General features: G+C 31.6%; 22 protein-coding genes and 2 tRNA genes. 16 read left to right on the forward strand and 8 right to left on the reverse strand.

Annotation, left to right across the window (positions count from 1 at the left end; genetic code table 11):
• Positions 1–124 precede the first annotated feature (124 nt).
• The 6 genes from purH (at position 125) to rodA (ending at position 7246) form a co-directional block, all read left to right on the forward strand.
• Positions 125–1651, forward strand: coding sequence for a bifunctional phosphoribosylaminoimidazolecarboxamide formyltransferase/IMP cyclohydrolase (gene purH, locus ACTPNM_RS15110; RefSeq protein ID WP_440122619.1), 1527 nt, complete (start codon positions 125–127; stop codon positions 1649–1651).
• An 82-nt stretch (positions 1652–1733) separates the two neighbouring features.
• Positions 1734–2762: a rod shape-determining protein gene (locus ACTPNM_RS15115; protein WP_047790403.1), complete on the forward strand. Its 1029-nt coding sequence runs from the start codon at positions 1734–1736 to the stop codon at positions 2760–2762.
• 16 nt (positions 2763–2778) lie between these two features.
• Positions 2779–3606, forward strand: a complete 828-nt coding sequence (mreC, locus tag ACTPNM_RS15120; protein WP_440122620.1) for a rod shape-determining protein MreC — start codon at positions 2779–2781, stop codon at positions 3604–3606.
• Positions 3599–4105 carry a rod shape-determining protein MreD gene (gene mreD / locus ACTPNM_RS15125; protein ID WP_274639644.1) on the forward strand — a complete coding sequence of 169 codons (507 nt, stop codon included), beginning with the start codon at positions 3599–3601 and terminating at the stop codon, positions 4103–4105. Before mreC ends, mreD begins: the two co-directional genes overlap by 8 nt.
• Positions 4102–5988, forward strand: coding sequence for a penicillin-binding protein 2 (gene mrdA, locus ACTPNM_RS15130; protein WP_440122621.1), 1887 nt, complete (start codon positions 4102–4104; stop codon positions 5986–5988). The genes mreD and mrdA overlap by 4 nt, the downstream gene beginning before the upstream one ends.
• Positions 5969–7246 (forward strand): rod shape-determining protein RodA, encoded by a 1278-nt coding sequence (rodA, locus tag ACTPNM_RS15135; RefSeq protein ID WP_274639642.1) that lies wholly within the window; start codon positions 5969–5971, stop codon positions 7244–7246. Before mrdA ends, rodA begins: the two co-directional genes overlap by 20 nt.
• A 234-nt stretch (positions 7247–7480) precedes the next feature.
• On the opposite strand, the gene rpsT is transcribed toward rodA, so the two are convergent.
• The 4 genes from rpsT to proS all read right to left on the reverse strand — a co-directional run bounded on the left by rpsT (position 7481) and on the right by proS (position 9576).
• Positions 7481–7732 (reverse strand): 30S ribosomal protein S20, encoded by a 252-nt coding sequence (rpsT, locus tag ACTPNM_RS15140; RefSeq protein ID WP_028891217.1) that lies wholly within the window; start codon positions 7730–7732, stop codon positions 7481–7483.
• Between the two features lie 34 nt (positions 7733–7766).
• Positions 7767–7838, reverse strand: a tRNA-Glu gene (locus ACTPNM_RS15145).
• A 112-nt stretch (positions 7839–7950) separates the two neighbouring features.
• A tRNA-Glu gene (locus tag ACTPNM_RS15150) sits at positions 7951–8022 on the reverse strand.
• Between the two features lie 75 nt (positions 8023–8097).
• Positions 8098–9576 (reverse strand): proline--tRNA ligase, encoded by a 1479-nt coding sequence (gene proS, locus ACTPNM_RS15155; RefSeq protein ID WP_440122622.1) that lies wholly within the window; start codon positions 9574–9576, stop codon positions 8098–8100.
• A gap of 147 nt (positions 9577–9723) precedes the next feature.
• On the opposite strand from proS, the gene ACTPNM_RS15160 reads away from it, so the two are divergent.
• From ACTPNM_RS15160 to ACTPNM_RS15180, 5 genes are all read left to right on the forward strand, one after another.
• A complete protein-coding gene (locus tag ACTPNM_RS15160; protein WP_440122623.1) occupies positions 9724–11037 on the forward strand; it encodes a hypothetical protein in 1314 nt (437 codons plus the stop codon).
• A gap of 47 nt (positions 11038–11084) precedes the next feature.
• Positions 11085–12479, forward strand: coding sequence for an OmpP1/FadL family transporter (locus ACTPNM_RS15165; protein ID WP_440122624.1), 1395 nt, complete (start codon positions 11085–11087; stop codon positions 12477–12479).
• A 99-nt stretch (positions 12480–12578) separates the two neighbouring features.
• Positions 12579–13472 (forward strand): NifU family protein, encoded by an 894-nt coding sequence (locus ACTPNM_RS15170; RefSeq protein WP_440122625.1) that lies wholly within the window; start codon positions 12579–12581, stop codon positions 13470–13472.
• 20 nt (positions 13473–13492) lie between these two features.
• Positions 13493–14221 carry a bifunctional demethylmenaquinone methyltransferase/2-methoxy-6-polyprenyl-1,4-benzoquinol methylase UbiE gene (ubiE, locus tag ACTPNM_RS15175; protein ID WP_099215517.1) on the forward strand — a complete coding sequence of 243 codons (729 nt, stop codon included), beginning with the start codon at positions 13493–13495 and terminating at the stop codon, positions 14219–14221.
• Position 14222: 1 nt separating this feature from the next.
• On the forward strand, positions 14223–14918 hold the full coding sequence (locus ACTPNM_RS15180; protein WP_440122627.1) for a porin family protein: 696 nt from the start codon (positions 14223–14225) through the stop codon (positions 14916–14918).
• A gap of 293 nt (positions 14919–15211) precedes the next feature.
• Here ACTPNM_RS15180 and ACTPNM_RS15185 read toward each other — a convergent pair whose 3' ends face one another.
• The 3 genes from ACTPNM_RS15185 to ACTPNM_RS15195 are packed head-to-tail and all read right to left on the reverse strand — an operon-like array spanning position 15212 to position 16845.
• On the reverse strand, positions 15212–16030 hold the full coding sequence (locus tag ACTPNM_RS15185) for a mechanosensitive ion channel family protein (RefSeq protein WP_440122628.1): 819 nt from the start codon (positions 16028–16030) through the stop codon (positions 15212–15214).
• A 50-nt stretch (positions 16031–16080) separates the two neighbouring features.
• The gene (locus tag ACTPNM_RS15190) at positions 16081–16269 is read right to left on the reverse strand and encodes a hypothetical protein (protein ID WP_274639635.1); all 189 of its coding nucleotides are present in this window, start codon (positions 16267–16269) and stop codon (positions 16081–16083) included.
• 6 nt (positions 16270–16275) lie between these two features.
• Complete coding sequence (locus ACTPNM_RS15195; protein ID WP_274639634.1) at positions 16276–16845, reverse strand: RNA polymerase sigma factor; 570 nt, start codon at positions 16843–16845, stop codon at positions 16276–16278.
• Positions 16846–17063: 218 nt separating this feature from the next.
• On the opposite strand from ACTPNM_RS15195, the gene ACTPNM_RS15200 reads away from it, so the two are divergent.
• Together ACTPNM_RS15200 and rpe are read left to right on the forward strand one after the other, a co-directional pair.
• The gene (locus ACTPNM_RS15200) at positions 17064–17927 is read left to right on the forward strand and encodes a sigma-70 family RNA polymerase sigma factor (RefSeq protein WP_028891227.1); all 864 of its coding nucleotides are present in this window, start codon (positions 17064–17066) and stop codon (positions 17925–17927) included.
• Positions 17928–18077: 150 nt separating this feature from the next.
• Positions 18078–18734, forward strand: a complete 657-nt coding sequence (gene rpe, locus ACTPNM_RS15205) for a ribulose-phosphate 3-epimerase (RefSeq protein ID WP_440122629.1) — start codon at positions 18078–18080, stop codon at positions 18732–18734.
• A 399-nt stretch (positions 18735–19133) separates the two neighbouring features.
• Here the strand turns inward: rpe and ACTPNM_RS15210 are convergent, their stop codons facing one another.
• Positions 19134–19553: a CBS domain-containing protein gene (locus ACTPNM_RS15210; protein ID WP_099215523.1), complete on the reverse strand. Its 420-nt coding sequence runs from the start codon at positions 19551–19553 to the stop codon at positions 19134–19136.
• A 142-nt stretch (positions 19554–19695) separates the two neighbouring features.
• Between ACTPNM_RS15210 and ACTPNM_RS15215 the strand changes: the two genes are divergently transcribed.
• From ACTPNM_RS15215 to trxA, 3 genes are all read left to right on the forward strand, one after another.
• A complete protein-coding gene (locus ACTPNM_RS15215) occupies positions 19696–20328 on the forward strand; it encodes a Crp/Fnr family transcriptional regulator (RefSeq protein ID WP_440122631.1) in 633 nt (210 codons plus the stop codon).
• Between the two features lie 65 nt (positions 20329–20393).
• Positions 20394–21377 (forward strand): Tll0287-like domain-containing protein, encoded by a 984-nt coding sequence (locus ACTPNM_RS15220; RefSeq protein ID WP_440122632.1) that lies wholly within the window; start codon positions 20394–20396, stop codon positions 21375–21377.
• Positions 21378–21381: 4 nt separating this feature from the next.
• A complete protein-coding gene (trxA, locus tag ACTPNM_RS15225; RefSeq protein ID WP_440122634.1) occupies positions 21382–21681 on the forward strand; it encodes a thioredoxin in 300 nt (99 codons plus the stop codon).
• Positions 21682–21748: the final 67 nt, after the last annotated feature.

Below are 21748 nucleotides of genomic sequence, written 5' to 3' on the forward strand. Positions count from 1 at the left end.
GTTGTTGAAAAACACCACCAAAATTATTTTATTTTTGGTGGTGTTTTCAATCTTAAAAACTTAAAAAATTATTGTGTAACGCCTACTGTTTTACTAGCTTTGCAAGTTTAACAACACAACAATAATGAACAATACAAAAACTATTAAATCAGCATTAATTTCCGTTTTTCATAAAGACGGATTAGAGCCTATTGTTAAAAAACTTAACGAACTAGGTGTTACTATTTACTCTACAGGAGGCACTGAGAAATTTATTAAAGACTTAGGTATTGATGTAGTGCCAGTAGAAGATGTTACTTCGTACCCTTCTATTTTAGGAGGAAGAGTAAAAACTTTACACCCTAAAGTTTTTGGAGGGATTTTAAACAGACAAGATCATGAAGGTGATGTTGCTGAAATGCAAGAATACAATATTCCTCAATTAGATTTAGTAATTGTAGATTTATATCCTTTTGAAAAAACTGTTGCTTCTGGAGCTTCAGAGCAAGACATTATTGAAAAAATTGATATCGGTGGAATTTCGTTAATTCGTGCAGCTGCTAAAAACTTTAAAGACACTGTTATTGTTTCTTCTATGGAACAATACGAAGACTTCTTAACTATTATCTCAGAAAATAACGGAGAAACTTCGTTGAACGATAGAAAAAAGTTTGCTGCTAAAGCTTTTAACATCTCTTCACATTATGACACTGCAATTTTCAATTATTTCAATGAAGATGAAGTTGTATATAAAGCCAGTGAAACTACATCTAAAGTATTACGTTATGGAGAAAACCCTCATCAAAAAGGTTTTTTCTTTGGCGATTTAGATGCTATGTTTGATAAACTACATGGAAAAGAATTAAGTTACAACAACTTATTAGATGTTGATGCTGCTGTTAATTTAATAGAAGAATTTAAAGGTGAAGACCCAACATTTGCGATTTTAAAACACAATAATGCGTGTGGTTTTGCTCAAAGAAAAACTATTCATCAAGCTTATGTTGATGCATTAGCTGGTGACCCTGTTTCTGCTTTTGGTGGTATTTTAATTTCTAACACAAAAATTGATAAAGCTACTGCTGAAGAAATTCATAAATTATTCTGCGAAGTGGTTATTGCTCCTGCTTATGATGCAGATGCCTTAGAAATTTTAAAAGGCAAAAAGAATAGAGTAATTTTAATTCAAAAAGAAGTTGAATTACCTAAACAAACAGTAAGAACAGCCTTAAACGGAGTATTAGTTCAAGATAAAGATTATATTACAGACAAATTAGATGATTTATCATACCCTACTAACAATAAACCTTCAGAAAGTGAGTTAGAGGACTTGTTATTTGCATCTAAGTTGTGTAAAAACACTAAGTCTAACACTATTATTTTAGTAAAAGACAAACAATTATTGGCAGGGGGAACAGGCCAAACAAGTAGAGTTGATGCTTTAAGACAAGCTATTGAAAAGGCTAACAGTTTTAACTTTGACTTAAATGGAGCTGTTATGGCTAGTGATGCTTTTTTCCCTTTTCCTGACTGTGTAGAAATAGCAGATAAAGCAGGTATAAAAAGTGTAATTCAACCAGGTGGATCTATTAAAGACCAATTAAGCATTGATTATTGTAACGATAATAATATAGCTATGGTTTTTACAGGAACTAGACATTTTAAACATTAATTATACTGAATGTAAAATACCCACAGATTTTTATTAGATTTGTGAGAATACATTAAAATTAAATATAAATAACGAAATCTTTATGGGTTTTTTCGATTTCATGACAGAAGATATTGCAGTAGATTTAGGTACTGCAAATACACTTATAATCCACAATGGCAAGGTAGTTATTGACAACCCCTCTATTGTTGCTAGAAATAGGCTTACTGGTAAAATTATTGCTACAGGTCATGAAGCTAGTAGGATGCAAGGAAAAACCCATGAAAATATCAAAACCATACGTCCTTTAAAAGACGGTGTAATTGCTGACTTTCAAGCTTCAGAAGAAATGATAAAGGAATTTGTAAAACAAATTCCTGCCATAAAGAAAAGATTATTTCCACCATCATTACGTATGGTAATTTGTATTCCTTCAGGGATTACTGAAGTTGAAAAACGAGCAGTTATAGATTCAGGTCGTCATATGAACGCTAAAGAAATCTATTTGATTTATGAACCAATGGCTGCTGCTATTGGTGTAGGTGTTGACATTATGGAGCCTAAAGGAAATATGATTATTGACATAGGTGGTGGTACAACTGAAATTGCTGTTATAGCATTAGCTGGTATTGTTTGTGATCAATCCGTTAAAGTTGCTGGAGATTTATTTACCAGTGACATTATGTATTACATGCGTACTCAACACAATTTATATGTTGGAGAAACTACTGCTGAAAAGATAAAGTTACAAATAGGTTCTGCTACTGAAGATTTAGACACACCTCCTGAAGACATGATGGTTCAAGGGCGTGATTTATTAAGTGGAAAACCTAAGCAAATACAGGTTTCTTATCGTGAAATTGCGAAAGCATTAGATAAATCAATTTTACGTATTGAAGATGCAGTAATGGAGACGCTATCAAAGACACCTCCTGAATTAGCTGCTGACATATACAACACAGGTATTTATTTAGCTGGTGGTGGTTCTATGCTAAGAGGCTTAGATAAGCGTTTATCTAGAAAAACAGATTTGCCAGTATACGTTGCTGAAGATCCGTTACGTGCTGTAGTTCGTGGAACAGGTATTGCACTTAAAAATTTAGAAAAATACAAAACTGTATTAATCAAATAAATTTGAATGATTATTTATGCAACAGCTTATTTATTTCTTACAGAAGTATAAGTATTTCTTATTTTTTCTATTCTTAGAAGTTATAGCTGTTGCATTAATCATTAACAACCATTCTTTTCATAAAAGCAAATTTATTAGTTCTACCAATTTTATTACAGGAGGACTATATCAAAAATCATCAAATATTTCAGAGTATCTTGTCTTAAAAGAAAGAAACTCTATACTTATTGAAGAAAACTTAGCCTTAAAAAATAAACTGGAGAAAATTACTACTTATCTTGATAGTATTTCTGCGAATCAAATAAAAGACACTACACAACTCAGTCAAAATTTTAATTATATTTCTGGAAGAATAATTAAAAACTCTTTTCATAAAACTGATAACTTTTTAACAATCAACAGAGGTAAAAGTTATAATGTTTCTAAAGAAATGGGAGTAATTAACAGTAAAGGTATTATTGGTATTACTGATAATGCATCAAATAAATACGCAAGAGTACAATCTATTTTAAATTCAAAAAGCAATATCAACGCTAAATTTAAAAATAACAACCACTACGGTACGTTAACCTGGGACGGTAAGGACTATAATATTGTACAACTAACCGACATTCCACGTCAAGCAGCTTTTAAAAAAGGTGATACTGTAGTCACTGGAGGAAGGTCTACTATTTTTCCAAACGGAATACCTATTGGAACAGTCTTAGAAGTACCTGAAGAATTATCTGCGGTTAATAGTATAAACATTAAACTCTTTAACGATATGTCTAACTTAGGTCATGTTTATATAATAACCAACCTAAATAAAGAAGAAATAAAAACTGTAGAAAATAATAATGAATAAAACAGTATACTTAATATTTTTATTCGTTTTCCTCTTGTTACTACAAGTCTTGGTTCTGAATAATATTTTATTTTTAGGTTATGTAAACCCCTACATTTATATCGTTTTTATTTTCTTGTTCCCTATTAAAGAAAACAGGTTTTCTCTTTTATTAGTTGCTTTTCTTTTAGGTTTATGCGTAGATGCTTTTTCTAACTCTGGTGGAATTCATGCTTTTTCAACTGTGTTTATGGCCTATATACGTTTATTTGTTTTTAAAGCTGTTTTCAAAAAAACATCATCAGATTATCTACTTTTTAACCTAAGACATGAGTCTTTTGACAAAGTATTTAATTATACAGCTATTTTAACATTAACTCATCACTTCATTTTATTTAGTTTAACTAACTTTAGTTTTTATAACATATCAAATGTACTTGTCAACACACTATTTTCTAGTGTTTTTACGTTACTGTTGTATTTTTTAGGAAGTTTTATATTTAGGAAAAAGCTAGCATGAAACGAAGTTTCTTACTTATATTTTTAATTACTCTTATTGGAATTGTTTATATCTCTCGATTATTTCAGTTACAAGTAATAAATGGTGGCGAACAGAGCCTAAAGCATAGTGCTACAATAAAGATTGAGTACGATTATCCAGAGCGTGGTTATATATATGACCGTAATGGAAAATTATTGGTTGCAAACCAATTATCCTACGATGTAATGATTATTCCAAAAGAAGTAGAACCTTTAGATACTTTAGAATTCTGCTCTCTTTTAAAAATCGGCAAAGAAGATTTTGTAAAACGTTTTAAAAAAGCAGAAAATTATGCCCGTTGGCTTCCTTCTGTATTTTTAAAGCAATTAGCTAAAGAGGATTATGCTTTTTTACAAGAGAAATTATCTAAGTACAAAGGTTTTTATATCCAAAAACGTATCATTAGAAATTATCCTGTAAAGTCGGCTGCCAATGTATTAGGGTTTATTAGTGAGGTTAATGAATATGTAGCTAAGAATAGTGATTACTACGAACAAGGAGAATTAATAGGAAAACTTGGTGTAGAAAAGCAGTATGAAAGAGAACTAAGAGGCGTTAAAGGGAAAAAATACTTCAAAAGAAACAACTTAAATAAGGTTACTGGCTCTTATAAAAATGGAAAATACGATACCCTTGCTGTGCCTGGTAAAGACTTAACATTAACCATTGATAGTGAATTACAACAATATGGAGAGTTATTAATGTCTGGGAAAAGAGGGGGAATTGTTGCTATAGAGCCTCAAACAGGTGAGATATTAGCATTGATTACCGCTCCTTCTTATGACCCTAACTTATTAGTTGGAAGACAACGCTCCCCTAATTCTGTAAGGCTTTTTAATGACAGTATTAACATGCCAACTTTTGACAGAGGTCTACAAGCAATGTATGCTCCTGGTTCTCCTTTCAAAATCCTAACTGGTTTAATTGGTTTACAAGAAGGGGTTATTGATGAAAATACTGGCTTTTATTGTCAACACGGATATCGTTATGGTAAACGACCTAACGCTTTCATGGGGTGTCACTGTAGAATTGTTGGACGACCTGTTCGTTTAAAAACAGCCATTGCTAAATCTTGTAACACATATTTCGCTAATACTTATAGAAAAATTATAGACAATTACGAAAATCCAACCATAGGAACTGATGCTTGGAGTGAACATGCAAAAAGCTTTGGTTTAGGCAATTATTTAGGTTATGATCTTCCTTCTGGTCAAAAAGGGAGAATTCCAAATGGAAGTTTTTACGACAGAAGTTATGACTTTAGATGGGGAGCTACTACAACTATTTCCAACGCCATTGGTCAAGGTGAAGTAGAGACAACACCTATTCAGTTGGCAAATATGACAGCTGCAATTGCTAATAAAGGATATTTTTACACTCCTCATATTGTTAAGAAAATTGAAGACAAACCCAAGCTTGACTCTACATATGTAACTCGTAGAAATACAACAGTTTCTCCAGAACATTTTCCTATTGCTATTGAGGCAATGTATGAAACGTTTACCAGAGGTACAGCTAGATATAGTCAAGTTAAAGGAATAGACATTTGTGGAAAAACCGGAACCGTTGAAAACTTTATTAGAGTAAATAAGAAGAAAGTTCAGTTAACAGACCACTCTATTTTTATAGCTTTTGCTCCGAAAGATAACCCTCAAATAGCCATAGCTATTTTTGTAGAAAACGGAGGTTATGGTGCTACAATTGCTGCCCCTATTACTAGTTTATTGATTGAAAAGTATTTAAATAAGTCAATCTCTAGAAAATACCTTGAAGATCGCATGATTAACCTAAGCCTTCAAGAAAGATATGATAATCAATTATTAATTCAAAAAGGCAATACTATTGCGACAGGAACGAAATAATATTTTTGCAGGAATTGATTGGCTACTTGTTTTACTCTACGTAATATTAGTTGGTTTTGGATGGGTTAATATATATGCTGCGTCCTCTACTGAAGAATCAAGGGAAATTTTCGACTTCTCAACAAAATATGGGAAGCAATTAATTTTTATAGGACTTAGTATACCTGTTATTATCTTTATCCTATTTTTTAACTCTAAGTTCTACGAGCAATTTTCCAGTGTTATGTACATTTTCTCTCTGGTTTTATTAGCTGGAGTACTTGTATTTGGTAAAAAAATTAATGGAGCTACATCTTGGTATAACTTTGGTGGAATAGGGCTACAACCTTCTGAATTTGCGAAAGCTTTCACTGCTTTGGCATTAGCAAAATTAATGAGCGACCGGCAGTACAACCTTAAACTAATAAAAAATCAAGCAAAAGCTTTTATAGTCATCTTTTTGCCTGCATTTTTTATTGCCTTACAGCCAGATATGGGCTCTGTACTAATATATTTTGCTTTCTTTTTTGTTTTAAACAGAGAAGGTCTTACCCTAGCATATATATTATTTGGAACAATCTCTATCATTCTATTCTTATTAACTGTTTATTTTGGAGCAAAATGGGTTCTTATTTCATGTTTACTTATAATAACACTCGTTGTTTTTTATGGCATCTACAGAGACAAGCGATTTTTCCGCTTTAACGTTATAAAAATAATTGGCTCTTATCTTTTTTCTATTTTCTTTATTTTAGGAATTAGCTACACCTATAATAACATATTAGGTCAACATCAAAAAGACAGGTTTGATATTTTATTAGGAAAGATACAAGATAACAAAGGTATTGGCTACAATTCTTATCAATCTGAAAAAACAATTAGTTCTGGTGGTTTTTCTGGAAAAGGTTTTTTACAAGGAGACAGAACGCAAGGTAACTTTGTTCCTGAGCAACACACAGATTATATATATAGTACTGTTGGTGAAGAATGGGGTTTTTTAGGTAGTTCCCTTGTTATAATTTTATTTATGTTCTTACTCTATAGAATTATTTACTTATCAGAAACACAAACCAATAAATTTGCAAGAATATATGGCTACAGTGTAGCTTCTATTTTCTTTTTCCATATTATTGTAAATATCGGTATGGTAATAGGTCTACTACCTACTGTAGGAATACCACTACCCTTTTTCAGTTATGGAGGTTCTTCTTTATGGGGATTCACCTTGCTTCTATTCATTTTCATTCGTTTGGATGCCCATAAAAAGTACGATTGGTAAAGCAACTACTATACTTTATAATTTCCTGAAAAAAAACACAACTGTAGTAACACTTACTTATACACACACTACAAGTTATAAGTCAAAATAACCACACTTATTAGAGAGAACTGTAAATAATGAGATATTAAATAAGCTCTAATTTTAAACGAAGTATTTTTAGTTTTAAACCAAAATAAAAACGCTTCGATAAAAAATATCGAAGCGTTTAACTATTAACTAACCTTAAAACTCTTATAAAGCTGCAACGTGTTTAGCCAATTTAGACTTTAAATTTGCTGCTTTATTCTTATGAATAATGTTGTTCTTTGCTAATTTATCTAACATAGATACAACAGTCGAAAACATTCCTTCTGCTTCCTTCTTATCTTCTGTAGCTCTTAATTTTCTTACAGCATTACGAGTTGTTTTATGCTGATATTTATTTCTTAAGCGCTTTGCTTCGTTACTTCTAATTCTCTTTAATGCTGACTTATGATTTGCCATTGTACTAATGCGTTAATTGTTTATAAAAAACTTGTAGTCCGTACGGGAATCGAACCCGTGTTACCAGGATGAAAACCTGGCGTCCTAACCCCTAGACGAACGGACCAAAACAATCGTTCTGATTGCGGGTGCAAATATACAATTCTTTTTGTTATTTGCAATTAAAAATTATTTTTTTCTCTATTTATTTTTCTCTTAAAATAAAGAAAAAGAACTTGTAGTCCGTACGGGAATCGAACCCGTGTTACCAGGATGAAAACCTGGCGTCCTAACCCCTAGACGAACGGACCAAAACAATCTTTTTTACGATTGCGGGTGCAAATATAAAAACTGTTTTTTATTACACAAAGTTTTTTTTTATTTTTTTAATAAGCCTTTGCAAAAAGTACTCTTTTTGTTGATGGTTTTCCTGTTAACACACATTCTCCATCCTCTTCTTTTGCATCATTAGGAATACATCTTATTGTAGCTTTTGTTAGCTCTTTTATCTTATCTTCTGTTTCAATTGTACCATCCCAATGCGCAGACACAAATCCTCCTTTGTTCTCAATTACATCTTTAAACTCTTCAAATGAATTTACTTCTGTAATATGGTCGTTTCTGTAAGTTAACGCTCTGTTGTATAAATTCTCTTGAATTTCTTCTAACAAGTTAGCCACAATGCTTACTACCTCATCTCTAGATACAGTTTGCTTCTCAAAAGTATCACGACGTGCAACTTCTACTGTACCATTTTCCAAATCACGTTTTCCCATTGCAATTCTTACTGGCACACCTTTTAACTCATACTCAGCAAACTTAGCTCCTGGTCTAAAAGTATCTCTATCATCAAACTTTACAGAAATTCCTTTAGATCGTAATTCTTTTACAATTACATCTACTTTTTCAGAAATAGCATTTAATTGCTCTTCTCCTTTATATATAGGTACAATTACAACTTGAATTGGCGCCAATTTTGGAGGCAATACTAAACCAGCATCATCAGAGTGTGTCATTATCAACCCTCCTATTAAACGTGTTGATACTCCCCAAGAAGTTGCCCATACATACTCCTGCTTTCCTTCTTTAGAAGTATATTTTACATCAAAAGCTTTTGCAAAATTCTGCCCTAAGAAGTGTGAAGTTCCTGCTTGTAATGCTTTTCCATCTTGCATCAAAGCTTCAATAGTTAAAGTATCATCTGCTCCAGCAAAACGTTCACTTTCACTTTTAGCTCCTTTAACAACAGGCATTGCCATAAACTCTTCAGCAAAAGTTGCATATACTTCTTGCATCTGTTTAGCTTCAGCTATTGCTTCTGCTTTTGTCGCATGTGCAGTATGACCTTCTTGCCATAAAAACTCTGCAGTACGTAAAAACAAACGCGTACGCATTTCCCATCTTACAACATTCGCCCATTGGTTTACTAACAATGGTAAATCTCTATGCGATTGAATCCATCCTTTATATGTATTCCAAATAATTGCTTCCGAAGTAGGACGAACAACTAACTCTTCTTCTAACTTAGCTTCAGGATCTACACGTAACTTTCCTTCATTATCTGGATCATTTTGTAATCGATAATGTGTAACTACAGCACATTCTTTTGCAAATCCTTCAGCATTTTTTTCTTCTGCTTCAAACAAACTTTTAGGTACGAAAAGGGGGAAATAAGCATTTTGATGTCCTGTTTCTTTAAACATTCTATCTAATTCTTTTTGCATGTTCTCCCAAATTGCAAATCCGTATGGTTTAATTACCATACAACCTCTTACTGCTGAATTTTCAGCTAAATCGGCCTTTACAATCAATTCGTTATACCATTTCGAGTAATCTTCGGCTCTTTTTGTTAAATGTTTGCTCATAATCAAAAGTTTGGCATAAATATTGTTATTTTTTATGCGTAAATTGTGTCTGCAAAACTACATTAAAAAGGTAACAAGCCCAACAAAGAACTAATTTTTTGCAGCTAGTGGAAAAACAATTTGCTTTAACCTAAAAATAAAAAAGTCATGAAGCTACATTACACCAAAACCAAACTCCCTTTCTATATCCTATCATTTTTGATGGCAGCTACATTTATATCTTGTGGTTCTACACAAACGGTTACTGGTAGTGATGATGGTATTTATGCTGATGAAATAGAACAACCACAACGTAGAGTAATTGTTACTGATGATCGTGCATATGATGAATATCAGGAAAACTATTTTACCAAAGAAGTAGAACGCTTAGATGCTTTAAATGGTACTGATATTTTTACCGATATAGAAAATTATAAGTCTGAAAATGATGACTCATATGATGATGAAGACATTATATATGAAGAGGAGCCTGAAACAAGAATTACATATAATGGTAATGAACCTTGGGGGTATGCTGACAACAGTGATGTAGTTATTAATATTAACACCTACCCAAGATGGGGCTACTATAATGATTGGTATTGGGATTACGGCTATGGGTATAATTATTACAGACCTTGGTGGAGATCTCGTTATTATAACTACTGGGGGTACAACAATTGGCATCCATACCACTGGAATTCTGGATTTTATGTTGGTTTAGGTGGGCTTTATTACAACTCTTACTGGAATTCTCCATATTACGGTTACAATTATTACAGACCATATAGATACTATAACAACCACTATTACAGACGCCCATACAGAGGTGCCAACTATTATAGAGGTCACAGAACTGCAACAACTTCTAGAAGAGGTTATACTACAGGTCGTAGAGGAACTACAACTTCAAGACGCTCTTCTGATGTTTACAGAAGAAGCAATAGTAGAACCTATCGAAGCAACAGAAACACTCGTTCAACAAGAAATACAAGAGGATACAATACAAGAAGAGGTAGCAATTCTAATAACAGAAGTATAAAACGATCAACTAGAACAAGAAGTTATAACTCAAATGGTAGCAGATCTACTCGTAGCTATAGAGGTACACCTCGTACTACAAGAAGCTCTAGAGGATATTCTACAAGAAACTACAGAGCCTCAAATAATAATGATGTTCGTAAATCTTCCTCAGTTAGAAACTCTAGAAGTTATACTAAGAGAGATCAAAATTCTAATAGATCTGTTAGAAAATCATACTCTCCTAGAAGCTCTAAAAGCTACTCAAAATCAACTAGAAATAACAGAAAGAACTATGCTTCACGTAATAGTAGCAATTCAAGAAAATCTAGAAGTTACTCAAAACCTTCAAGAAGTTCTCGTAGTTACTCAGCTCCGTCAAGAAGCTCTAGAAGCAACTCTTCAGCCGGAAGTAGCTCAAGAGGGAGTAACAGAAGTTCATCTAGAAGCTCTAGAAGATAATCTTGCTGCCAGATTTCAAGACAAGTTTTTAACGAATTAATGAAAAAATGAAAAGAATTTTAACCTTCGCGATAATTATCGCTAGTACGTATACTGCCTACTCGCAATCTTTAGGCTACAATGATTTAGGAATTTTATTTTCAAAAGACGATAATTATGGAACCGCTCGTTTTGAAGCAATGAGTGGAGCCTTTGGAGCATTAGGTGGAGACATATCTTCTTTTGGAATTAACCCAGCTGGTAGTGCCGTTGCTATTAAAAGTACTTTTGGAGTAACTTTAGGCAATAGAAACACTACTTATACAGCTAATTATTACGGAAATACAACAGAAACGGAAGATGACTTTTTTAATATTACCCAAGCTGGTGGTATTTTATCTTTTGATTCTGCTCATAACTCTGACTGGAATCGTTTTGCATTAACCTTTAACTATAGGTTAAAAAGCGACTTTGAAGGTTTATTCTCTTCACAAGGTAATAGTGGTCAAGCATTATTCAATGAACACCCTGATGATATAACCAATCAATTTAATAACGGACAAGAGCAACGCTTTTTTAATTCTACCTACGGAGAGAGTAGTATTTTTGAAATGGGATTCTCTGCTGTACATCTAAACAAGTTATATGCAGGAGCTAGTATAAAATTTCATAATTTTAGCTTTGGTCAAGTTACCGAACTTAGAGAGGTTAATGAAGACGATAATGGAAACACCTTAACAGCTCTTAACGTTCAAGATAGCTACTTTGAAGGTAGCGGAGTTTCTTTTAGTGCTGGTTTTATTTATAAAGTTAATCAAAGCTTCCGTTTCGGATTAGCTTATGAAACCCCAACATGGTACAATGAAGTTTTTGAAGATAGTAACTTAGATGTTTTCGATCCAAATGACTCTAGATATGATGATTGGGTTGGTTACACTGAAATATCAGCCACAAACCAAGATACAGATGTTAATAGCGGGGAAGAATTTTATTCAAATATTTTCAGACTACGAACACCAAGTAAACTTACTGCTAGTGCGGCATTTGTTTTTGGTAAACAAGGTTTAATAAGTGCCGATTATACTTACAAAGACTACAGTGGTACAAAATATAGAGAAAACGACCCTTATTTTATAGAAACTAATCAAAACTTTGATAATGATTTTAAAGGTACCCACTCCTTAAATATTGGTACCGAGTGGCGTTTTGACAAAATGAGTGTTCGTGGTGGTTATCATTATGAGCAAAGTCCTTATAAAAATGCTTTAGACGATGATAATATTTCTGGGTTTTCATTAGGACTTGGTTATAATTTCGGAAACGTTAAGTTTGATTTATCATATACTAATTCAGAAAACAACAGTCCGTACTATATTTATAATTCACCTGCTGTAGATGTAGATCCTATCGAATTAACAACCGATACTTCTCGAATCTCTGGAACAATTACTTTCAGTTTATAATTCATAAAAAACATATAAGAAGAGTCCTGCTATATGCAGGACTTTTTATATATACATATCTCAGTTTTTTACCGTAATTTTGCTTCTTATTTACAACTTATGAGTTCAATAAAAATAAACATACAAGAAACTAATAACGAAACCATTCTAAAGTTTGTTAGCAACAAAATTTTAGTTAATGGTGGTAGTTATGAATACAATAATATAGACGAGGCTAAAAACTCTCCGTTAGCACAACAACTATTTTACCTTCCTTTTGTAAAAAAGGTATTAGTTACAGCTAACTTCATTGCTATTCAACGATATGATATTGTTGAGTGGAGCGATGTTGAAGAAGAGGTTCGCGAGCAAATAGAAGCTTACATCCAAGATGGTAATTCTGTAGTAAAAGAAGAAACTACCAAAAAAGATGCTGTTGAAGTATATGCTGAAGTTACTCCAAACCCTGCAGTAATGAAATTTGGAACCAACAAAGCTTTAACACAAACTGATGTTGAGTATACAAATATTGAAGAAGCGAGCAAATCTTCTCCTTTAGCACAAGCTTTATTTAGCTTTCCATTCGTCAAAGAAATTTTTATTTCTGAAAACTATATATCAATCACCAAATACGATATGATTGAGTGGAATGAAGTATATCAAGAAGTGCGTACTTTTATTCGTAGTTACATTCAGGAAGGCAAAAAAATTATTTCTGAATTACCTAAACAACAAACTAAACAAAACGTTGAAGTTCCTAAAGAGAATTTAACTGATACTGAAGCTAAAATTGTTGATATTTTAGATGAATATATAAAGCCTGCTGTAGCTTCTGACGGTGGTAATATTGCTTTTCAAGCATACGATGCTGATAGCAAAAGAGTAAGTGTTATTTTACAAGGAGCTTGTAGTGGCTGCCCATCATCAACAGTAACATTAAAAAATGGTATTGAAACAATGCTTAAAGAAATGTTACCTAATCAAATTAATGAAGTAGTTGCCATTAACGGGTAATTCCAAACCAAATAAAATATATGTCTGAAAAGATTAAACCATATAAAGATTCTGAATTAGGAAAGAAAGAACAAGTTGCTCAAATGTTTGACAATATTTCTGAAGATTATGACGGGTTAAACCGTGTTATTTCTTTAGGAATAGATGTTAGTTGGCGTAAAAAAGTAGTAAAACTAGTAGGAGAAAATAACCCACAACAAATTTTAGATATTGCTACTGGTACAGGTGACTTAGCTTTAATGATGTCTGAATTAAATCCTGAAAAAATTGTAGGTTTAGATATTTCTGAAGGAATGCTACAAGTGGGAAGACAAAAAATAGCTAAAGCAAATTTGTCCAATAAGATTAAGATGATTGTTGGCGATAGCGAAAATATCCCTTTTCCTGATAATACTTTTGATGCAATTACTGTTTCTTTTGGAGTTAGAAACTTTGAAAACTTAGACAAAGGTTTAACCGAAATATTACGCGTGTTAAAACCTGGAGGTAAGTTTGTCGTATTAGAAACCTCTAACCCTACCAAATTTCCTTTTAAGCAAGGGTACAAATTGTATACTAATTATATTTTACCTATTATTGGTAAACTCTTTTCAAAAGATAAAGTTGCTTACTCATATTTATCAGAAACAGCAAATACTTTTCCTTTTGGAAAGGCTTTCAACAATATTTTACAAAAAAATGGGTTTAAGAATGCAAAGAATATACCTGTAACATTTGGTGTTGCATCAATTTATACCGCTTTAAAATAGTATGTTAAAAAAGCTTTTACTTTTCGGAATTTTAGTAGCGTCCTTATCTACGCAAGCACAAAGAGAAAAAATATTAAAGCTTCCTAGTTTTGATAAACCTCTTTTTCACTATGGTTTTTACCTTGGTGCTAATAATAATGGTTACAAAATTTCTTATGCTCCAAGTGATTTTGATAATGCTGAAATCGAAGTAGAATCATCTATTGGTTTTAACGTAGGTTTAATTGCTGATTTAAGATTGCATAACAATATTAACCTTCGTTTTGAACCTGGACTAATGTCCAATACAAAAACATTACGATTTAAACATATAGCTGGTGCAGATAACGTAAATACTCGAGAAGTAGGTGCTACATACTTACATTTACCACTACTTTTAAAATTTAGCACTAACAGACTCAACAATATGAGGCCTTATGTTATTGGAGGACTTTCATATGATCATAACTTTTCAAGTAACGAAAGAAATAGTGATGATAACTTTGCTGGTGAATTTAGAACTACAACCAACAACTTTATGTATGAAATAGGAATAGGTGTTGACTTTTATTTAAGTTACTTTAAATTTTCTCCTTCAATAAGAGGTGTTTTTGCCATTAATAACGAAGTTAAATACGACAATAAGTCTTCTCAATGGACTGATCCTATTGATTTCTTGGGAACCAGAGGAGTGTTTTTACACTTGGCTTTTGAATAGGATTTATAAAACAATTACAATAAAAAATAAAAGGCTTTCTAAATTAGAAAGCCTTTTTTAGTTTAAAAATAATATGAAGTCCCCCGAATTCTTATTACTCTATACTTGTTAGACACACTTTATTTTCTTAGGTCACATTTATTTTATCTTAAATAAAAAAAGACCGCAAAAATGCGGCCTTATTTCATAAAGATTTCTCTTTATTAGTTGGATAGAAGTCCCCCGAAATCTATCGTACTGTTAAAAACATTGTTTTTAGCGTTTTCAAAGATATAAAAAATTGTTAATTTTTATTATTTTTTTATAACTATTTTATTGTCAACTACATCTTTAATTGGTAAAATCACCTTACCTCCTTCTGTATTGATTGTAATACATATATTATCTATAGCAACTACTACACCTTCTACATCATCTATTACAACCTTTTCTCCTATTGAAATGTTTTTTCTTGAATAATAACCAAAAAGCAACCTAGAAACAGCATCTCTAGCACCAAATCCAAAAGCTAAAGTAAAAGCCAATAATACAGAACCTATTAAAAGAGTTAAATTACTTTTAATTACCGATGTATCAACCCCTGCTTGGTCTAATGCTGTTATAGATAAGAACACTACAATTAAATAAAAAGCTATATTACCTACTAAATTACCTCCAGATACTTCAAGAGATTTAAACATAGATTGAATTGCTTTTTTTACCATAGTTCCTAGATAAGCCCCTCCTACAAAAATACCTACAGCCGTTAATAGCTTAGGTAAATACGCAAAAAAGCTTCTAATCCCCTCAGACACTACAGTTAAGCCAAACATTTCGGCTCCAACCATAACAAAAACAAAAATCAAAAACCATTTTAATACGGCCAAAATAACATTGGTTAGTACAATATTTATTGTGCTACTACCAAAAATTTCTGTTTTCCTAAGCTTTTTAGACCATTCATCTATTTTAGTTTTGGCTAATGCTTTTCTAACAAGGTATAAAAAGATTTTTATAACAAGCCAAGAAATAATTACAAAAGCTAAAAATCCTACTACAGTTGGTAATGAATCAATGATATCTTGAAAAATATCCTTAAAAGGGGTTAAAAAATCTATATTTAAAAAACTCATAACTTTTATGTATATATAGTATGTATTTGGTTAGTTTGAACTAGTTAGTTTCATTTCTTTTTTCCGTTTGGTTCAGTAGCTCCTCCTATCAAATCAACAATAGCATTAGGATACTTAACCACGAATAAATCAGCCATATCTATTGATAGCTTAATCATTGCCACATCATTAAGTACTTTGTCTTTTAGTACTTCTGGCAATTCTTCGTTATGTAATATTTTTTTAAATGGATTATCCATAATTTATTACAATTCGTTATACGCTTTCACCACTTTTTCCTTAGCTCTTTTTAAACGCATTTTTACTGCGCTTTCCCCCAAATCTAACCCCGCTGAAATATCTTTAATACTCATTTCATCTTGGTACTTCATTAATAAAATCATTTTCTCTGAAGGAGAAATCATTTCGAGTGCTTTTGCCAATTTATCTGACTTTAACTCAAATAGTGTAGCGTCATCAATATCATCAATATTACTTTCTTCTCTTATTTCATCAGTTACTACTGTTACCTTTTCTTTTTTCTTCTCCTTATTTCTCTGTACATAATTAACACAAAAATTATAAGTAAAAGAATATAGCCAAGTAGAAAACTTAGATTTTCCTTTAAAAGTTCTCAATTTAACAAATAAACGAATAAATACATCATGTGTTAAATCTTGAGCCTCTTCTTTATTTTTGGAAAATCCGTAGCACTTGTTATACACCACGCCAGCATAACGATCGTATAAAACAGCAAATAAATGAGTATCATTTTTTTCTACTATTTTACGAACCAAATCTTCGTCGCTTATTTTCTTTACATCAATACTCTCCAATGGGCAGTATAGTTAGTTTCCTCCTTAGTTATACATCAATTTAGACACTTGGTCCGTTACGTGGTCACTTAATTATTGTTTTAATAACAAATTTTAACATTTATTTAACAAATAGACGAAAATTTTCAAAAAACACAAAAAACTTTGTAACATTATTATAACTGCATACGTATAAGTTAATGTAGACTGATTGATAAATTAAAATATACTTGAAGTAGATGAGACAACTAAAAATTACAAAACAGGTTACCAATAGAGAAACCGCGTCTTTAGATAAATATTTGCAAGAAATAGGAAAGGTAGATTTAATTACTGCTGATGAAGAAGTTGAATTAGCACAAAGAATTAAAGCTGGTGACCAAAGAGCCCTTGAAAAACTAACTAAGGCTAACTTACGTTTTGTGGTATCGGTTGCTAAGCAATACCAAAACCAAGGATTGACATTACCTGATTTAATTAATGAAGGTAATTTAGGATTAATTAAAGCTGCTAAACGTTTTGATGAAACGCGTGGTTTTAAATTCATTTCATATGCTGTATGGTGGATTCGTCAATCTATTTTACAAGCATTGGCTGAACAATCTCGTATTGTACGCTTACCTTTAAACAAAATTGGTTCTATTAATAAAATTAATAAGATGTATGCTTTCTTAGAGCAAGAAAATGAGCGCCCTCCAAGTGCTGAAGAAATTGCCAAGAAATTAGACATGACTGTTAATGATGTTAAAGAGTCTATGAAAAATTCTGGTCGTCACGTATCGATGGATGCTCCTTTAATTGAAGGTGAAGATTCAAATTTATACGACGTATTAAACTCAGGTGAATCACCAAACCCTGATAAAACTTTATTACACGAATCATTACGTATCGAAATTAATCGTGCACTTGAAACATTAACTCCACGTGAAGCTGATGTTGTAAAACTATACTTTGGTTTAGGAGAGCACCAACCAATGACTTTAGAAGAAATTGGTGAAACTTTTGATTTAACTCGTGAACGTGTTCGTCAAATTAAAGAAAAAGCCATCAGAAGATTAAAACACACATCTCGTAGTAAGATTTTAATGACTTACTTAGGTTAATAATATAAACAACAACAAATAGTTATCGTAACTATTCGTTTTTTGATTAATGAATGAAAGCTCTCAAATTTGAGAGCTTTCTTTTTGGTTTTAATGCTCTTAGTTTTAACTATATTTGCAATTAATAACAACACAACAACTTATATATTAATGGAAAAACTTGTAGCCCCATCAATTTTAGCGGCTGATTTTGGTAACCTACAACGTGATGTTGAAATGGTTAATGATAGTAAAGCAGATTGGTTTCATATTGACATTATGGACGGTGTTTTTGTACCAAATATTTCTTTCGGAATGCCTGTTTTAAAATCAATTGCAAAACACGCTAATAAAACTATTGATGTACACTTAATGATTGTAGATCCTGATCGTTACATTCAAACTTTTGCTGATTTAGACGCCGATATTTTAACCGTACATTATGAAGCTTGTACTCATTTACATAGAACTGTACAGGCAATAAAAGCTGCTGGTATGAAAGCTGGTGTTGCTTTAAACCCGCATACACCTATAGCCGTTTTAGAAGATATTATTACAGATTTAGATTTAGTTTGTATTATGAGTGTAAACCCTGGATTTGGAGGGCAATCATTCATTGAAAACACCTACAAAAAAATTCAACAGTTAAAAAACTTGATTGAATTTAGTGGAGCTTCAACTTTAATTGAAATTGACGGAGGGGTAACTGACCAAAACGCTAATAAACTTGTAGAAGTTGGTGCTAATGTGTTGGTTGCTGGTAGTTTTGTTTTCAAAAGCGATAATCCTACCGAAACAATTGAGAATTTAAAAACTATTATAAACTAAAAGTCAAAGCGTATTTAGAAAAATTTCTAAATACGCTTCTAGTTTAACAGCCCTATAATCCCTTAAAAGGGTTACTAAATATGAATAGTAAATATTAATGTAATCTTGTTTAGGGTTAACTTATTCTCCACTACAAATAACATCATTCATACAAACATAGCCTCGAGGAAGTGGTTCACAGTTATGACACAAAACGTAAATCCATCCTCCATTAATTGATTTTTGTTCTGACTTATTCAAAACCGAACCTAAATTTGAAATGTTTTTTAACATGATAAAGTATTTTGAGTTTCTCAAAAATAAATTCTACAAAACAATTTAACTCAAAAAAAACCATAATAAAAGTATGGTTTTACCATAAATTTCAACTTTTCATATCTACTTATATTAAAGAAAGGACTAAAATTGCTCTAATAGGTAATAAATTAAATCAGTGGTAGTTACAATCCCTACTAATTCATTATTATCAACAACTGGCAAAGCATGAAACTCTTTTTTTGCTAAAATCTCAGCTACCTCTTTAATCGTTGTATCTGAGTTTACAGTTACCAGATTTTTCGCCATCACTTGGTCTATTGTAAACATATTATACACCACAGTATCAACGTCGGTTTCATTTTCATCAACTGCATCTGCAAAGCTTATTCGTAATAAATCTGTATAACTTAACATTCCTTTTATTTCATTTCCACTAACTACTGGAATGTGTCGTATATGTTCTTTTTTAAATATTTTCTCTGCCGTCATTAAATCATCAGTACTACTTAATGTAATTACATCTTTAGTCATTATAACTGAAACTGGTGTTCTTTTTTTCATTTTTGTAAGGTTTTGTGTTATTATTTACTTCAAATTTCAGTAATAAAAACAAGTATAAACCTGATTAAAATCATAGATTATCATCTATTTTATTTCTATCTAAAATGTAATTATTTAACTATTTTTACAAAAACAATTTATCTTGATAGAAGATTTACAGAAATACTACGGTTATTTATTTGAGGAAGCATTATTAAAAGAAATAGCTGATGTTGCTATAGCTAAAGAAGTAAAAGCTAATGAAGTTATTATTGATATTGGCAGTTATATTACTTCTATCCCTCTGTTATTAAGCGGCGCCATAAAAATTTTACGTGAGGATAAAGAAGGAGATGACTTAGTTTTATACTACATAGAAAAGGGAGACACTTGCGCTATGACCCTTTCGTGCTGTATGGGACAAACTAAAAGTAAAATCAAAGCTGTGGCTGAAACCGATGTAAAGCTATTGATGATTCCTAAACAAAAAATGAGTGAATGGCTTAGCAAATATAAAAGCTGGCAAGAATTTATTTTACATAGCTACCATAGTAGATTACAAGAGTTTATTGATGCTATTGACACTATTGCTTTTTTAAATATGGATGAGCGTTTATTAAAATATCTAAAAGACAAAGCTTTAGTAAACCAAAACGAAACAATTAGCGTAACACACCAACAAATAGCTAATGACTTACATACTTCTAGAGTAGTTATTTCAAGACTTTTAAAAGCTTTAGAAAAAAAAGATAAAATAGAACTAAATAGAAATCAGATTAAAGTGTTAGAACTTTAACCTTGTAACTTAAGTTACATTTTTTACAAGAGAATCGTTCTACCTTTATGGTAAAAATTAGAACGATGCACAAGTTTATTATCTTAATTACTGTATTATTCTTTTTTAGTTGTAATCAATCTAAAAAAAGTGATTATTCAAAAAAGAATACTAAAGAAGTTACAGTTGAAAAAGCTACACCTCCTTCTGGCAAAAAATTATTAGAAACAAAATGTTTTGTATGCCATAACTCCTCTACTCCAAACAACGAGAGAGTTGCACCTCCAATGATTGCTATTAAAGCTCATTATATTAATGAAAATACTTCAGAAGAAGATTTCACTAATAACTTTCTCAATTTTGTATTAAACCCCACGAAAGAAAATGCAGTGATGAGTGGAGCTGTAAAACGATTTGGAGTGATGCCTTATCAAAAATTTGAAGAAGAAGATCTTAAGAAGATAGCTGATTACTTATACAACTATCAAATTGAAGAGCCTAGTTGGTTTAAAGAGCATTGGGAGTCTAAGCAAGGTAAAAGCTACATTAATTCAGGTAGAGAGGTAAGCGACATCCAATCTAACAAAACTTCTGAAGAAATTGGATTGGAGTATGCTATGGAAACTAAAAAAACATTAGGTAAAAACTTAATGGGAGCAATTCAAAAAAAAGGAACTTTACATGCTTTACAATTTTGTAACGAAAAAGCCTACAAGCTAACCGATAGTATGGCTACAAAATTCAATGCTTCGATTAAAAGAGTTTCAGACAAACCAAGAAACCTCAACAACACTGCAAACACTGAAGAATTAAACATTATTGAAGGATACAAAAGAGTTGTAAGTAACAAAGAGGAAATTAAACCTGTTACAAAACAAGTAGGTAACAAAACCAAATTCTATTATCCAATTATAACAAATAGTATGTGCCTACAATGTCATGGAACCCCTAACACACAAATAAAACCTGAAACTTTAAAAGAATTAACTCTCCTATACCCTACCGATAAAGCTCAAGGTTATGATGTAAATCAGGTACGAGGTATTTGGAGCATAGCATTTAAAAATTAAAATTATGGGAAAATTTTCAGACATAATTAAAGGAGACAAACCTGTTTTGGTTGATTTCTTTGCTGAATGGTGTGGTCCATGTAAAATGATGGCTCCTATATTAAAAGAAGTAAAAGAAGATTTAGGAGAAAGTGTTATTATTTTAAAAATAGACATTGATAAAAATCAACAAATAGCCAATACCTACCAAATTAGGGGTGTTCCTACCTTTATGCTTTTTAAAGAAGGCAAACTATTATGGAGACAATCAGGAATGTTATATAAGAACGATTTGATTAGTATTATTAATAGCCATGTGAAATAATATCATTATTTTTATTCCTCTTTATTGCTACTAAAAAAACGTTCTTATTTAATAACCTCATAAACAA

The sequence above is a fragment of the Tenacibaculum sp. Ill genome, from assembly GCF_051938915.1.
In the GTDB taxonomy this organism is placed as follows: domain Bacteria; phylum Bacteroidota; class Bacteroidia; order Flavobacteriales; family Flavobacteriaceae; genus Polaribacter; species Polaribacter larymnensis.

Excerpts from the sequence above, each read along its gene's own strand:
- ACTPNM_RS15180 (WP_440122627.1), top strand. The coding sequence starts at position 14,223 with ATGTTAAAAAAGCTTTTACTTTTCGGAATTTTAGTAGCGTCCTTATCT.
- mreC (WP_440122620.1), top strand. The coding sequence starts at position 2,779 with ATGCAACAGCTTATTTATTTCTTACAGAAGTATAAGTATTTCTTATTT.
- ACTPNM_RS15200 (WP_028891227.1), top strand. The coding sequence starts at position 17,064 with ATGAGACAACTAAAAATTACAAAACAGGTTACCAATAGAGAAACCGCG.
- ACTPNM_RS15190 (WP_274639635.1), bottom strand. The coding sequence starts at position 16,269 with ATGGATAATCCATTTAAAAAAATATTACATAACGAAGAATTGCCAGAA.
- ACTPNM_RS15165 (WP_440122624.1), top strand. The coding sequence starts at position 11,085 with ATGAAAAGAATTTTAACCTTCGCGATAATTATCGCTAGTACGTATACT.
- ACTPNM_RS15220 (WP_440122632.1), top strand. The coding sequence starts at position 20,394 with ATGCACAAGTTTATTATCTTAATTACTGTATTATTCTTTTTTAGTTGT.
- rpe (WP_440122629.1), top strand. The coding sequence starts at position 18,078 with ATGGAAAAACTTGTAGCCCCATCAATTTTAGCGGCTGATTTTGGTAAC.
- ACTPNM_RS15170 (WP_440122625.1), top strand. The coding sequence starts at position 12,579 with ATGAGTTCAATAAAAATAAACATACAAGAAACTAATAACGAAACCATT.
- mreD (WP_274639644.1), top strand. The coding sequence starts at position 3,599 with ATGAATAAAACAGTATACTTAATATTTTTATTCGTTTTCCTCTTGTTA.
- ACTPNM_RS15185 (WP_440122628.1), bottom strand. The coding sequence starts at position 16,030 with ATGAGTTTTTTAAATATAGATTTTTTAACCCCTTTTAAGGATATTTTT.
- ubiE (WP_099215517.1), top strand. The coding sequence starts at position 13,493 with ATGTCTGAAAAGATTAAACCATATAAAGATTCTGAATTAGGAAAGAAA.
- trxA (WP_440122634.1), top strand. The coding sequence starts at position 21,382 with ATGGGAAAATTTTCAGACATAATTAAAGGAGACAAACCTGTTTTGGTT.
- proS (WP_440122622.1), bottom strand. The coding sequence starts at position 9,576 with ATGAGCAAACATTTAACAAAAAGAGCCGAAGATTACTCGAAATGGTAT.
- mrdA (WP_440122621.1), top strand. The coding sequence starts at position 4,102 with ATGAAACGAAGTTTCTTACTTATATTTTTAATTACTCTTATTGGAATT.
- ACTPNM_RS15210 (WP_099215523.1), bottom strand. The coding sequence starts at position 19,553 with ATGAAAAAAAGAACACCAGTTTCAGTTATAATGACTAAAGATGTAATT.
- purH (WP_440122619.1), top strand. The coding sequence starts at position 125 with ATGAACAATACAAAAACTATTAAATCAGCATTAATTTCCGTTTTTCAT.
- rpsT (WP_028891217.1), bottom strand. The coding sequence starts at position 7,732 with ATGGCAAATCATAAGTCAGCATTAAAGAGAATTAGAAGTAACGAAGCA.
- ACTPNM_RS15115 (WP_047790403.1), top strand. The coding sequence starts at position 1,734 with ATGGGTTTTTTCGATTTCATGACAGAAGATATTGCAGTAGATTTAGGT.
- ACTPNM_RS15160 (WP_440122623.1), top strand. The coding sequence starts at position 9,724 with ATGAAGCTACATTACACCAAAACCAAACTCCCTTTCTATATCCTATCA.